Origin of the sequence: Nonlabens sp. Ci31, assembly GCF_012974865.1 — a bacterium.
Taxonomy (GTDB): Bacteria; Bacteroidota; Bacteroidia; order Flavobacteriales; family Flavobacteriaceae; genus Nonlabens.
In genome coordinates, this window is sequence record NZ_CP043633.1 from 3,704,021 (window position 1) to 3,718,195 (window position 14,175).

Sequence of the window (14,175 nt, forward strand, 5' to 3'; positions counted from 1 at the left end):
ACAAGTATGTTATTCCGTTGTGAATAGCTCTCTTGTCAACTGAAACAACAGCACTTTTAAGTACTTTTAGCTGTTGGATTAGGATACATGATTCAGTAAACTTCTATTTGGAAGAAAAAAAAGAAAACGGCTACAAAAAAAAGCCTTATCCATGGATAAGGCTTTAGAGATTTACAAAACGTAATGGTACTAGAACTTCTCGATCACTTCTTGACTAACGCCAGTGCTTGAGAATCCTCCATCGTGAAAAAGGTTTTGCATGGTCACCTTTTTAGTATAATCTGAAAATAAAGTCATGGTATACTCCGCACAATCTTGGGCGGTAGCGTTCCCTAACGGGCTCATCTTTTCTGCATAACTTAAGAAACCCTCAAATCCTTTAACACCACTTCCTGCGGTTGTAGGAGTAGGTGATTGAGAAATGGTGTTTACTCTTACCTTTTTATCTTTTCCGAAGAAATAACCAAAGCTGCGAGCAATAGACTCTAGATAGGCTTTGTTATCTGCCATATCGTTATAATCTGGAAAGGTACGTTGTGCAGCCATATAGGTTAAAGCAACAATACTACCCCACTCATTCATGGCGTCATTTTTATGGAGTGTTTGCATTACTTTATGAAAAGATACTGCACTTACATCCCAACCTTTTTCTGTGTATTTATAATTTTGATTGGTATAGTGATTTCCTTTACGCACGTTTACACTCATACCTATAGAGTGCAAAACAAAATCTAATTTACCTCCTAAAATCTCTACGGATTTAGTCACTAAATTTTCAAGATCTTCAATGCTCGTAGCATCTGCTGGGATTATTTCACTTCCAGTGCTCTTAGCTAATTCATTGATTTGCCCCATGCGCATTGCTACTGGAGCATTAGTAAGTACAAAGGTCGCTCCTTCTTCGTGAGCTAATTGTGCTGTTTTCCAAGCAATAGAGTTTTCATCCAACGCACCAAATATGATTCCGCGTTTTCCTTTTAATAAATTGTAAGCCATAGTTATTGATTAGGTAGCAAATATATAAAACTAATTGAGTAGCGCACGTGCATTTTCTCTTGCAGCGTTGGAAATAGTCCCGCCACTTAACATCTGTGCAATTTCTTCTAAGCGCGCCTCTTTATCCAGACGTTGTATGGTACTGTAGGTCATATGCTCATCGGTTACTTTTTTTACGATCAGGTGATCCTTGCCTGCAGCAGCAATTTGCGGTAAGTGTGTTATGGAGATTACTTGCATTTCTTCACTCATCGACTTCATGATTTGAGCCATCTTTGTGGCTATAACACCACTCACTCCAGTGTCAATCTCGTCAAATATGATGGTAGGTAATTTTTTACATCTTGAAAGTATGGACTTGATCGCCAGCATCAGTCTAGAAAGCTCTCCACCAGAAGCGGCTTTATCCAGCGCTAGTAATTGCGATCCTTTATTTGCAGTAAAGGTGAACTGTATGAAGTCTGCTCCTGAGTGACCGTAAGCACCTAATGGCAATACTTCTATAAGGAACTGTGCGTCTGGCATCCCTAGATCATTCACTATCTTTACTACCTCAGCTTCCAGAGTTGTTTTATGTTTCATTTTTAATACCGTAAGCTCCTTACCTATTTGAAGCAACTTACTTTCAGAGTCTTGAAGTAGCTTTTCTTGAGTTTTAATTTTCTTTTCCAGACCTAGGGAAACAAAAACTTTGTCAGCCAATTCATCTCTTAACTCAACTAAGGATGCTACATCTTCTACTTGGTGTTTTCTATAAAGATTCTCTAAAAGGCTCAATGAAGTATTGATTTGAAGCAATCGCTCTGGATCTGCTTCTACCTTATCTGCTTCATTAGAAGATTCTTGATAGATATCTTCTAATTCCAGCAAGACCGAAGACAGCCTTTCCTTAAGAGCAGCATAAGTCGTTGAATAACTGCCTATGCTTTGTAGTTTATTTTGTAACTGTCTCAGTTGATCTAAGATCCCCAAATCATCTTCAGAGAGCACTGCATTGAACTCAGTAAGCACTTCAGTGATACTCTCTACATTACTGAGCTGCTCATTTTCTTCTTCTAATGCTTGCTGATCTAATTGATCTAGTCCAGCTTCTTCCAGCTCTTCTAGTAAGAAGTTATTGTAGTCCAGTTCTTTAGACAACTCTGCTTCCTGTCCTTCTAACTTTTTCAGTTCTTTTTGAGCATTTTTAAAAATACCCAACTCCGTTCTGTAACTCTGTAATATCTTAGAAGCTGGCTTTGAATCATTCTTAGTTGCCTCTAAAATAAAAGCGTTCAAAACATCGGTTTGAAATATATCTTTAGAAAGCTGCAAGGTTTGATGTTGGGAATGAATATCAACAAGGCGTTTGCCTATAGTATTCATTACAGAAAGAGTTACAGGAGTATCATTAATAAATGCCCTGCTTTTTCCTGAAGGCAATATCTCCCTTCGTAAAAAGCTCAGGTCTTCATAATCCAGATCCGATTCTTCAAACAATTCTTTTAAACCTAGACTTGAAATTTGAAATTGTGCTTCTACCACACATTTACGAGACGTATCTCTGATAGCACTTAAATCTGCTCGATTACCTAAAATTAAACCCAAAGCTCCCAATAGGATAGATTTTCCAGCACCTGTTTCTCCAGTAATCATGGTGAGGTCTTTTTGAAGATCTAATTCTAAAGAATCGATTAGCGCAAAATTTTCTATTTGAATATGTTTAAGCAATTTATATACAGTAATTTAAACAGCCAATGAGCTGTCTGATTATAAAGTATAAAATTAGGCAAAAACTAGGTAGTAAATAAAGATACTAAACTTTAATATTACGCCATTTTGAAGACTGGTTAGGAGCTAGTTTTTGTAAGGTTGATTTTAACTCTCTAATATCAACTGCTGGACCGGAAGAATAAATGCTCATGATCTCATCTGCCTTTGCATCAAAGAAGGTGCGTTGGAGCAAACTATTCGGTCTGCGGTTATGAAGTTCATCAAACTGTTGCAGGTAATTCTTTAGAATAATTTTACCAGCTTTGGAATCTTTTGAAAAAGTGTCCAATCCTTTTAGATGGTAAGAATACATCACTTCTCTATATTCTTTATAGGTATCTGACAACATATCATCATTCAGCCTAAATCTAGAAATCAATCCATCACTTGCTTTCCATCCTTGAACTCCGAGTGATCCTTGAGCAAGGTTCACAATGGTCTGTGCTTCTTCGTAAAAAGGCTGGCCTCCTCTAAGCTCAAACGTATCTGCGTCAATTCCTAAGACGGTATAAGCATAAAATGAAATAAGAGAAATTAAATTATTTTCAAACCTATTGGAATTATAGAAAAACGGAGCGTACTCTGCATATTCAAAAGCGATGTCGTCATCCTTAAAGTTAAAAATGGGTGTCGTATACGAAGAATTAAAAACCGGTCTAGATGCCGAAATTTGAAAGTTTCCTCTAAATCGATCATTGTCATAACTCGTCACCACAAAAACCAATGAGGCATTGATTTTTTCTTCATCTCTAAATTTTTGATCCGTCCATTTTGTATTGTTTAAAAACTCCTGCATAGAGGTTTCTAAAGTTTTAAAAATAGTCTGATCCGGTTGCGCGACATTTTGAGCATTTACCTGGACTGTGAAATTCAACTCTTGTGCATTTGACAGGAACAGAGCAAATAAAGCCAGTAGAAAACTATAAAATCCTTTTGATAATTTCATGTACTATATCTTTTGCTACTTCCGTTTTTGGTTTCGTATCAAATCTGGAAATATTTTTATCTTTATCTATAATCGTAATTTTATTGGTATCCACACCAAATCCAGCACCTTTATCTCTCATAGAGTTCAATACGAGTAAATCGGTTTGTTTTTTTTCCGCTTTCGCAAAAGCGTGCTCCATTTCATTCTCTGTCTCTAAAGCAAAACCTACTAAAAAAGGTTTTTTATCCATCGCTCCTACACTCGCAAGAATATCTGGGTTTTTAACCAACTCAATAGATAAGGTCTCCGACTTCTTTTTTATTTTTTGATCTACAGGATTTAAAGGTCGATAATCTGCGACAGCAGCACTGAAGATAGCGATATCTACCTTTTGCACCACTTGGTGCACCTCATCATACATTTCCTGTGCACTTTTAATGTCTACTCGATAAATCAAAGGATGATTTGTAGCAACAGCACTAGGGCCCATAATCAAATGAACTTGAGCACCTTGACGTGCCATTTCCATGGCAATTGCAGCACCCATTTTACCGCTACTATGATTTCCTATAAATCTCACAGGATCAATAGCCTCATAAGTAGGTCCAGCGGTAATAAGACATTTTTTACCTCTTAACGGCAACTTGATTGAAATATCTTTTTCTATAAATTGAATAATCTCCTCTGGCTCTGCCATGCGTCCCTTTCCAGAAAGACCGCTTGCGAGCTCACCATCTCCAGCAGGAATCATTAGATTGCCGTAAGATGTAAGTTGATCAAAATTATGTTGAGTAGAAGGATGTTTATACATGTCCAGATCCATTGCTGGAGCATAATAGACAGGACATTTTGCGCTACAATAGGTTGCGAGAAGCAAATTATCTATAGCGCCACTAACCATTTTACTCATGGTATTTGCAGTCGCTGGTGCGATAATTATCAAATCTGCCCAGAGACCTAGCTCTACGTGATTATTCCAAGTATCGTTTTCATCTTCTTCATTTGTAAAATGACTCAAGACAGGGTTTTTAGAAAGAGTGGATAAGGTGAGCGGTGTCACAAAATCTCTTGCTGCAGGAGTCATAATTACCTGAACAGCAGCGCCCGCTCTTACAAGCAGGCGCACTATATACGTAGTCTTATAAGCAGCAATACCGCCAGTGACCCCTAGCAATACGTTTTTACCACTTAATACGGACATCATTTTTTTTGAATTACTCTTCAGCAGCTCCAGTATCTCTAAAGTAGATTTTACCTTGTAACCATTCTTCAATAGCTATTGCAGCTGGTTTAGGCAAACGCTCGTAGTACTTAGAAACTTCGATTTGTTCTTTGTTTTCAAAGATCTCTTCTAGAGAATCATTGTAAGTAGCAAATTCTTCTAGCTTTTCAATAAGCTCTTCCTTAACATCTGTATTGATTTGTTCAGCGCGTTTTGCGATGATAGAAATCGCCTCATACATATTACCTGTAGGTGCGGTTAAAGCATCGCGGTTATAGGTAATAGTCGTGTTAGGAGCGGTTAGATTTTTAGTATCCATTGTTATTATTTACTTGTATTCTTAGAATTATAATCCTCTATTTTAGCTAGTATATCGTCGGCATCTTCTTTATACTCACTATCAGGATATCGTTTTGCAAAGGTATCATAATATTTCTTAGCTTTTGCTAGTCTTTCTGGAACTAACTCAGGAAAGCTATTAATACCATATTCAAATTGAGATTCCAACAGATAAAACTGAGCGTCATCTTGATAATCTGACCCTGGATGATCTAGTATAAAATTCTCGAAAGCACTAATCGCCGAAATGTACCCACCTCTAAAGTTTCCAAAATGATGGTACTGTTTTGCCGTTTCGTAAGCTTTCTTATCTAGTTTATCTCGTAATTCATCTACCAGCGAGTTGGCTTGCGCTAGGTATTCACCTGAAGGATACACATTGATATACTCCTGTAGTTTTGTTAAAGCGATGTTTGTATCCGTTTGATCCTTAGAATAAATAGGAGACATTTGATAATGACTTTTTGCCGCCATAAATAAGGCCACCTCTGCATTAGGATCTTGAGGGTGTGACTGTATAAAACGTTCGTATTGGTAAGCGCTATTGATATAACTTTCATCTTCGTACAGGGCTTTTGCATATTTAATAGCCATAGGTGCAGCGCTATCTGTACCTCTGTAAGCAGGGATAATTTGTTCAAAAAGAGCTAGCGTTTTACCGTACTTCCCTTTTGCAAAGAGGCTGTCTATCATAGCTACTTTCACTGCGTTATCTTCAGATTTAAGAGCTTTTTGATAAGAACCACAACTGGCAAGAGTTGTGACGAGAATCAATACAATAACAAGGTTTTTCATAGGTACATTTAATGGAGCACAAAGGTAACTTTTTCTAGGGAAAAAGAAAGCGAGTTCACACTGCTTAACGCAGGAATACATTTTATCTTACAAAACGAGACTCCTAATTATTTCTATCTCGCCAATATTTGAAAATAAAATGAATCCATAACTACAGCCATGCGTTAACTTTCTATTTTATCTCCAACGGTGCTATTCAAAATTATTCCAATCTATCAAAGGCTGATTTCAACCCATAAGTACAAATCTTAATTCTCGTATTGCTTTAGAAAAGTTTTTAAACGACTCTGAAGACCATCATCTGCTCTTACTAATGGCAACCTTACTTCATCGCTGCATAGTTCTAAATGCTGTAACAAGGACTTGATGCCGGCTGGATTACCTTGTTCAAAGATCATATCTATAACCGATGCCATTTTATAATGAAGCTGATAAGATTCTCCTACGTCACCGTTCAAAGCATAACGGATCATATCAGAAAACCCTTGTGCCATCGCTTGACCTATAACAGAGATAACCCCAGCGCCACCAGCAAGTGTCATGGCATTTGCAATCATGTCATCTCCAGAAATCACTAGAAAATCTTTAGGCGTGTACTGAATCATCTTCATCGCTTGTACCAGATCTCCAGCAGCTTCTTTAATGGCTACCACATTTTCAAAAGCAGCTAACCTTACAACAGTCTCTACCGACATGTTAGAAGCCGTTCTTCCGGGCACATTATACAAAATAATGGGCAAAGGACTGGCTTCAGAAACAGCTTTAAAATGCTGGTATATCCCTTCCTGAGTAGGTTTGTTATAAGAAGGAGAAACGGATAAAATAGCAGCAAACCCATTTAAATCTGCAGTCTTCAGCTCATTTACTACCACCGCTGTATCGTTTCCACCTATTCCTATTACTAAAGGGAGACGTCCATCATTAGCCTGTTTAATAGTATGAACCACCTCTTTTTTCTCTTGTTTAGAAAGCGTCACACTTTCCCCAGTAGTTCCCAGTACCACTAAATAGTCGATACCATTTTCTACTTGATAATTCACTACACGGGCAAGTGCCTCGTGATCTACCGTTCCTTGAGCGTTGAATGGGGTTACTAGGGCAACACCAGTTCCTATTATTTCTTGCATTTTATGGATTAAGGATTTTTAAATATTTAGCAATTTCGGAGATAAAAAGCTCTTGCTTTGTTAACGGAACGTTAACAGCAAGATCATACGTATTTTCTTCATGAGTAGCATATCCCACCTTGAAATTTGCGTCCAGCTTCCTACTCACGAATGTGGTTATCTGACCAGGATGCTCATAATAATTGATTTGCAAGTCGTAGTGAGCCGTTAACAACTCTGAAAGAGGACCTTCTTTTAAACCACCAAACCATTTTACCGCACCATCATCAAATAGCATTGCTCCTTCCAAAGTTTTTTTTCTCACATCGCTGGTATAGCCAAGAAGAGTTAAGTTTTTTAACGGAATTTGCAGGCCTGTGCACCATTTTTCAAACAACTCCACATCAGTACAATTATTTGCGTCAAACACGATCACAAGAGATTGAGGCCAGTGACTCTGGCGATCTCTAGAACGGTGCTCCAATTTATAAAACTCTTTGCGCAACCATCGCTGCTTTAAAATATCAAAAATCATGTACTTTTACTGCTTCATCTATTTCACAAAAGTAGCACAATCAAACGAGGGTTATGAAAAAATATAAGTTAGAAAATTGGAGGGGCTTTTGTAGCTGTTCCGCTTTCGCGAAAGCGGTAGTATTATCCACCATCCTGCTCGTTTCCTGTAACAAAAAAGAGTACCAGTTAAAAAAAGTAGTTGGAAGTAAAACTGCCATAGACAGCAGCCTAACTAATGTGCAAGAAATAGAGGATTATATCGCTCCCTTTAAAAAGTCTTTAGATGTACAAATGAACGAGCAATTGAGTTACAATCCTGTTTCCATGAACAAAAGCGATTATAAACTCAATACCCCTATCGGAAATATGATGGCAGCTATTGTTAGGGCACAAGGAGAACCCGTTTACAAATCTAGAACTGGAAAAAACATAGATATCGTATTACTTAATAGTGGAGGAATCAGAGCTGGTATGCCTGCTGGTCCAGTAACCATGCGTAACGCTTATGAAATCATGCCTTTTGACAATGAAATCGTTATCGCTGAGCTAACTGGAGAACAGGTAAACGAACTCATCAATTATCTTATCGAACGTAAAAGTGCACATCCTATTGACGGGCTACAAATCTTACTCCACGAAGATGGAACTGCAGCAAGCGTTCTTATTAATGGCCAGCCGCTAGACAAAGCTCACGTATATAAGGTTGCGACAAATGATTACCTCTATACCGGTGGTGATAACATGAGCTTCTTTAAAGACACCCCGCTTACCACCATAGATTATAAAATCAGAAATGCGATGATCGATTACTTCAAAAAGGTCGATACCTTAAAGTTTAAAAGAGACCACCGATTTGACTATGCAAACTCATTAGTTCCCTAAAGCAAGAAAATGGAAAGAAGAAAATTTATACGCAATACGAGCGCAGGAATAGTAGCAGGAACTGCTTTATGGTCTAATTATGCTTTGGCAAACGGAATCTTTACCGCTCCAGAGTTAGCCCTTGGAAGTAAGAAAATAACAATTCTCCATACCAATGACACACATTCTCATATAGAACCTATTTCTGGCGGTCGTAACGATGGACGTGGTGGTGTTGCTCGCAGAGCTGCATTGATAAATACGGTAAGGAAAGAAAACCCCAACACCCTATTATTAGACTGTGGCGATATCTTTCAGGGAACCCCTTATTTCAACTTTTATGGAGGTGAGCTGGAAATAAAGCTGATGAGCATGATGGGTTATGATGCTGCTACCATTGGAAATCATGACTTTGATAATAGTATTGAAGGTTTATATGCACAATTGCCTAATGCTACTTTTGATTTTGTTATTTCCAACTACGATTTTTCCAATACGATTATGGATGGTCAAATAAAATCGAGAAAAGTCATTGTTAAAGACGGCATACGTATAGGATTGTTCGGTTTAGGAATTCATCTACAAGGATTAGTGGAGCCTAAGATGTATAAAGAAACTGTTTATAATGATCCTGTTGAAATTGCCAAAGACCAAGTGCGTTTATTAAGAGAAGAAGACCACTGTGACATCGTTATTTGCATTTCTCATTTGGGTTATTCTTACCGAGGCGATAAAGTCTCGGATGTATCCCTAGCAGCAGCAACTTCTGGAATCGATTTAATTATAGGTGGACATACGCACACTTTTCTTGATGCACCAGTGATTGTTACAAACGCAGCTGGAAAAGAAGTTATGGTAAATCAAGTAGGTTGTTATGGAATCAACCTAGGCCGTATAGATTTTTACCTTAAAGAAGGTAAAGTGGATAAAGGTATGGATGTCGTTTATGAGGTGTAAAATTAAAAAGCGCTTACTCAGTAAGTAATTCAATAAACGAAGATGGACAACAAAACTATTACTAAAGGGTTTATCGCCGCAGGAATATCCAATACCATTGGAGTTCTTGTTTTCTCAAAAGGATTTACTAATGACGTCATTCCCGAGACCGACCCTATCGTGATGTCTTATTTTGGACTATTAATGATTATACTTTGGGGCGCTGCCTTCATTGCTGTTTCAAAAACTTTTGAAAGAGTAAAATGGTTGATTGGCATTTTTGTAATTGAAAAGCTGGCTTATGTAATCGCTTACGGATTTTGGTTTTCTGACCACAGCCTTACAGAAGTTTACGACAAAGACCTTTTAGCGGGTATATTCTATTCTATTTATGGGCTGAATGATTTTTTGTTTATGCTATTTTTTGGCTATGTTTTTATGAAAATATTAAACAAATAATAATACATTACCCCACACTTACTTCCTCCATTTTAGATTAAAGTCTACATTATATTATAAATACCCTAATTTATAAAGGGTTATTCATGAAATATATACGTTTTTTTAACCTCATACCCTATATTTGAAAATTCAATCAAATGATTTCAAAATGGTAAAAAAGGTCAATTTTATAGTTTTAGCAGTATTAGTTTTAATTAGCTTGCTCTATGGCAGTCCTTATACAGTAAATGGAGATATGAGCGCTATTGATAGTGGTGATACCGCTTGGATGTTGATCGCATCTGCTTTTGTTTTATTAATGACTCCGGGACTGGCTTTCTTCTATGGTGGTATGGTGAATAAAAAATCCATGATCTCTACCATGTTGCAAAGCTTTGTAGCTTTAGGTGTGGTGAGTATTCTGTGGGTTTTAGTAGGTTTCTCCTTAGCCTTTGGAGAAAGCTGGCACGGTATCATTGGAAACCCGATGACTTTTTTCAATTTTAGAAATGTAGGTCTAGCACCTCATCCGGATTTTGCAGAAACTGTTCCTTTTTTAGTTTTTGCTTTATTCCAACTCAAATTTGCCATCATCACACCAGCCTTGATTACAGGTAGTTTTGCCGAACGCGTTCGTTTTAGAAGTTATATTCTTTTCATGGTATTATTTACCTTGTTTATATATACACCATTAGCGCACATGACTTGGCATCCAGATGGGTTGTTGCGCAATCTTGGAGTACTGGATTTTGCCGGTGGGACAGTAGTTCACATGAGCGCAGGATTTGCTGCTCTTGCCGGAGCTGTTTATTTAGGTAAACGTAAAAAAATCACCCACAATCCAGCAAATGTCCCTTATATTATTTTAGGAACTGGACTGCTTTGGTTTGGATGGTTTGGTTTTAACGCAGGTAGCGCCCTTGCTGCAAATGCTGATGCTGTTATCGCATTTGCTAACACCAATATAGCTAGTGCTACCGCCATGATTACTTGGATGTTTTATGAACGTTTCTCCAATCGTAAAATGAGCGCTATAGGTGCTTGCATAGGTGCTATAGTAGGATTAGTAGCTATAACTCCAGCAGCAGGCTTTGTTACTATTTCCCAAAGTATATTTATAGGTTTTGTAGCAGCTATTACTAGTAATTTAGCTATTTCTTGGTTCTCAAAAACAGGAATTGACGACACACTAGACGTCTTTCCTAGTCATGGTGTTGGAGGTATTGTAGGTATGATTCTAACCGCTGTATTTGCAAAAGACGTAGGTCTTGTATACGGTGAAACAGAAACCTTAATGTGGCATATTATCGCATTAGTAGGTGTTGCTATTTTCACCTTCGGTGGGAGTTTGGCTTTTTATAAACTAGTGGATCTATTGCTTCCTATAAGAGTTACTGCTGATCAGGAAGAACGTGGTTTAGACGATAGCCAGCATGGTGAGGTTGTGAGTTAATTGCAGCTTTTAAAACCCTTTTGTGGATAAGCGAGCGGTGTCATACGGTAGAGATGGTTTTTAAACCATCTCTATAAACTCTTGCTCACTAAGCATAGTGATTCCGAGTTTCTCTGCTTTTTCCAACTTGGAAGGCCCCATATTCTCACCACGAACTAAGTAATCTGTTTTGCTAGAAAGTGAACTACTTACTTTTCCTCCATTATCTTCAATCAGCTTTTTTAAATCATTTCTAGACATTTCAAACACGCCAGAAATCACAAAACTCTTCCCTACCAGTTTATCTGTCTGACCTTCTAATTGTTCTTCAGAGAGTGCCAATTGCAAACCAGCTTTACCCAATCGATCTACTATTTCTAATTGACGCTTATCAGTAATAAATTCAACGACCGATTGTGCAATGGCAGCACCTATTTCTGGGATCGCGCTTAATTCTTCTATCTTCTTATCAGCTGGACTTGTAACGTCTGCAAACAGGTCTATATTTTCTTTATCTGGCGCAGCTGGCATAGCCATTAGAGAATCCATATTTTTATAAAACTTAGCTAGTTTTTTTGCCACTGTTTCACCTACATATCTGATTCCTAAACCAAACAACAACCGCTCAAAAGGAACTTGCTTGCTAGCTGTGATACCGTTGACCATATTCTCCGCACTTTTTTGTGCCATACGTTCTAACGGTAGTACTTGCTCAACGGTTAGGTCGTATAAATCGGCATAATTGTGAATCATTCCAGCCTCTACTAATTGACCTACTGTCTCTGCTCCTATTCCATCTATATCCATTGCTTTACGAGATATAAAATGTTCAATCCTACCTTTTACCTGAGGTGGACATGCCATCTCATTAGGACAGAAATGCTTAGCATCTTCTACTTTTCTTACTAATTCTGTATGACATTCTGGACAATGCGTGGCGTAAATAGTGGGAACTGAGTTTTGTGGTCGTTTTGATAAATCTACCGCTACTATTTTAGGAATGATCTCGCCACCTTTTTCTACATATACCTCATCGCCTACTCTGATGTCTAGTTTTTCTATTTGGTCGGCATTGTGCAAACTTGCTCGTCTTACTGTTGTTCCAGAGATTTCTACCGCTTCTAGATTTGCCACTGGTGTTATGGAACCAGTGCGACCTACTTGATAGGTGATTTCTTCTAATCTGGTAGAAACTTGCTCTGCAGCAAACTTGTAGGCCATCGCCCATTTGGGAGATTTGGCTGTAAAGCCTAGCTCTTCTTGCTGTCGCAGTGAGTTGACCTTTACCACTACCCCATCAGTTTCATAAGGCAATTGCTTTCTTGCCACATCCCAATGATTGATAAACTCAAAAACCTCCTCAATAGAACTGACTAACTTAGATGCTGCAGGTGCTTTAAAACCCCATTTTCGCGCAAGCATCAACGAGTCAAATTGGCTTTGAACTGGTAAATTATTTCCTGCTAATTGATACAGCAAACAATCCAGCGGTCGTTTTGCCACCTCAGCACTGTCTTGTAATTTGAGACTACCACTAGCCGTATTACGAGGATTGCGATATAAATCCAATCCTTGAGCTGCACGTTCTTCATTCATTTTATAGAACCCCTCCCATGGCAATACAATCTCACCACGTATTTCAAATTTCTCGGGAATAGCATCACCTTTTAATTGTAATGGCACCGATCTTATCGTACGCACATTTGCAGTCACCTCATCACCTTGATTGCCATCGCCGCGAGTGACCGCTTGTACAAATTTTCCGTTTTCGTAATGCAAACTGATACTAGCGCCGTCGTATTTCAACTCACAGGTGTACTGAATAGCTCCATCGACTATTTTTTTAATACGTGCTTCCCAATCTTTCAAATCCTCTATAGAGTAGGAATTATCCAGCGAGTACATGCGATTAATATGCTTAACGGTATGGAAATTTTTAGTCACTTCACCACCTACTCTTACCGATGGACTAGTCGCATCATAAAACTCAGGATGCGCGGCTTCCAGCGATTTTAATTGCTCCAGTTTCTTATCAAACTCAAAGTCAGATATGGTAGGATTATCGTTGACGTAGTACTTATAATTATGCTCGCGCAACTCGTCGCGCAAGGTATTGATTTGTGTTTTAACCTCCATCAGTCTTTAAATGGGTTGATGATTTTTAAGCCTTCTATGGATTGTCCATTATTAAGGTCCTCAGAATATAAAATATCACAGTTTGTAGCAATTGCTGATGCAATTATTACACTATCATAAAATTGTAACTGATACCTGAATTTAATATGAAGTGCCTCTTTAATTAAAGAACATGAAGTGTCAGAAATTGTTAGTTTTTCAAATATTTGAATTTGATTTTTTAATTCTAAATCTGTTAGTTTTAGTTTCCTTATCGCTATGTTACAAAATTCCTTAATGACTTGAGTTGATACATGAATATCATTATCTCGAATTGATTTAAAAAACGTTATAGCCTGCTTCGTTTTTATAATATCCTTTCTGTCAATAAGATAGCAAAATACATTTGTATCAATAAAAACCCTATCTCTCATTTGCCTCGTCGCGATTAAATTTATAGCCTTCGTATTTAGCATTATCCTCAGAAACTTCTAGAAGTTCATCTACCCAATCATATTCTTTATCTTGTTTTAGATTGCGTTGCAAAAATTCTCTAATCAATTCATTCAGAGACTTTCCTTGCTTTTTAGCATATTCTTTACTCGCCTCAATCAATTGGTCAGACAGTCGTATGGTTAAATTTTTTGTTGCCATAGTCTTTTTCATTTACGACGTAAATATACAATTTGCACAGACTCTGTGCAAATCGTATATGCTGTGTTTTTCGTTTTCATAC

Annotated in this window: 15 protein-coding genes; 4 read left to right on the forward strand and 11 right to left on the reverse strand. The window is 37.8% G+C overall.

Annotated features, from left to right (window positions below):
- Nucleotides 1-189: 189 nt before the first annotated feature.
- The 8 genes from F0365_RS16265 to F0365_RS16300 form a co-directional block, all read right to left on the reverse strand.
- Entirely contained in the window at nucleotides 190-996 is an 807-nt protein-coding gene (locus tag F0365_RS16265) for an enoyl-ACP reductase (protein WP_169934670.1), read from the reverse strand.
- Nucleotides 997-1,026: 30 nt separating this feature from the next.
- Entirely contained in the window at nucleotides 1,027-2,706 is a 1,680-nt protein-coding gene (gene recN / locus F0365_RS16270) for a DNA repair protein RecN (protein WP_169934671.1), read from the reverse strand.
- An 85-nt stretch (nucleotides 2,707-2,791) separates the two neighbouring features.
- Entirely contained in the window at nucleotides 2,792-3,694 is a 903-nt protein-coding gene (locus F0365_RS16275; RefSeq protein ID WP_169934672.1) for a DUF4835 family protein, read from the reverse strand.
- Nucleotides 3,669-4,877 carry a bifunctional phosphopantothenoylcysteine decarboxylase/phosphopantothenate--cysteine ligase CoaBC gene (gene coaBC / locus F0365_RS16280; protein WP_169934893.1) on the reverse strand — a complete coding sequence of 403 codons (1,209 nt, stop codon included), beginning with the start codon at nucleotides 4,875-4,877 and terminating at the stop codon, nucleotides 3,669-3,671. The genes F0365_RS16275 and coaBC overlap by 26 nt, the downstream gene beginning before the upstream one ends.
- Nucleotides 4,878-4,890: 13 nt before the next feature.
- Nucleotides 4,891-5,217: a DNA-directed RNA polymerase subunit omega gene (locus tag F0365_RS16285; protein WP_169934673.1), complete on the reverse strand. Its 327-nt coding sequence runs from the start codon at nucleotides 5,215-5,217 to the stop codon at nucleotides 4,891-4,893.
- A gap of 5 nt (nucleotides 5,218-5,222) precedes the next feature.
- Nucleotides 5,223-6,032, reverse strand: coding sequence for an outer membrane protein assembly factor BamD (locus F0365_RS16290; protein WP_169934674.1), 810 nt, complete (start codon nucleotides 6,030-6,032; stop codon nucleotides 5,223-5,225).
- Between the two features lie 248 nt (nucleotides 6,033-6,280).
- The gene (gene dapA / locus F0365_RS16295; RefSeq protein WP_169934675.1) at nucleotides 6,281-7,159 is read right to left on the reverse strand and encodes a 4-hydroxy-tetrahydrodipicolinate synthase; all 879 of its coding nucleotides are present in this window, start codon (nucleotides 7,157-7,159) and stop codon (nucleotides 6,281-6,283) included.
- A gap of 1 nt (nucleotide 7,160) precedes the next feature.
- Nucleotides 7,161-7,673, reverse strand: coding sequence for a DUF6913 domain-containing protein (locus tag F0365_RS16300; protein ID WP_169934676.1), 513 nt, complete (start codon nucleotides 7,671-7,673; stop codon nucleotides 7,161-7,163).
- A 53-nt stretch (nucleotides 7,674-7,726) separates the two neighbouring features.
- On the opposite strand from F0365_RS16300, the gene F0365_RS16305 reads away from it, so the two are divergent.
- From F0365_RS16305 to F0365_RS16320, 4 genes are all read left to right on the forward strand, one after another.
- On the forward strand, nucleotides 7,727-8,536 hold the full coding sequence (locus F0365_RS16305; RefSeq protein ID WP_169934677.1) for a 5'-nucleotidase C-terminal domain-containing protein: 810 nt from the start codon (nucleotides 7,727-7,729) through the stop codon (nucleotides 8,534-8,536).
- 9 nt (nucleotides 8,537-8,545) lie between these two features.
- Nucleotides 8,546-9,472 (forward strand): bifunctional metallophosphatase/5'-nucleotidase, encoded by a 927-nt coding sequence (locus F0365_RS16310; RefSeq protein ID WP_169934678.1) that lies wholly within the window; start codon nucleotides 8,546-8,548, stop codon nucleotides 9,470-9,472.
- A 42-nt stretch (nucleotides 9,473-9,514) separates the two neighbouring features.
- Entirely contained in the window at nucleotides 9,515-9,910 is a 396-nt protein-coding gene (locus F0365_RS16315) for a hypothetical protein (RefSeq protein ID WP_169934679.1), read from the forward strand.
- 151 nt (nucleotides 9,911-10,061) lie between these two features.
- Nucleotides 10,062-11,345 carry an ammonium transporter gene (locus tag F0365_RS16320; protein WP_169934894.1) on the forward strand — a complete coding sequence of 428 codons (1,284 nt, stop codon included), beginning with the start codon at nucleotides 10,062-10,064 and terminating at the stop codon, nucleotides 11,343-11,345.
- A gap of 60 nt (nucleotides 11,346-11,405) precedes the next feature.
- On the opposite strand, the gene ligA is transcribed toward F0365_RS16320, so the two are convergent.
- The 3 genes from ligA to F0365_RS16335 are packed head-to-tail and all read right to left on the reverse strand — an operon-like array spanning nucleotide 11,406 to nucleotide 14,093.
- Nucleotides 11,406-13,460, reverse strand: coding sequence for an NAD-dependent DNA ligase LigA (gene ligA, locus F0365_RS16325; RefSeq protein ID WP_169934680.1), 2,055 nt, complete (start codon nucleotides 13,458-13,460; stop codon nucleotides 11,406-11,408).
- Nucleotides 13,460-13,915, reverse strand: a complete 456-nt coding sequence (locus F0365_RS16835; RefSeq protein ID WP_410505462.1) for a PIN domain-containing protein — start codon at nucleotides 13,913-13,915, stop codon at nucleotides 13,460-13,462. Before F0365_RS16835 ends, ligA begins: the two co-directional genes overlap by 1 nt.
- On the reverse strand, nucleotides 13,863-14,093 hold the full coding sequence (locus F0365_RS16335; protein WP_169934682.1) for a DUF6364 family protein: 231 nt from the start codon (nucleotides 14,091-14,093) through the stop codon (nucleotides 13,863-13,865). The genes F0365_RS16835 and F0365_RS16335 overlap by 53 nt, the downstream gene beginning before the upstream one ends.
- Nucleotides 14,094-14,175 lie beyond the last annotated feature (82 nt).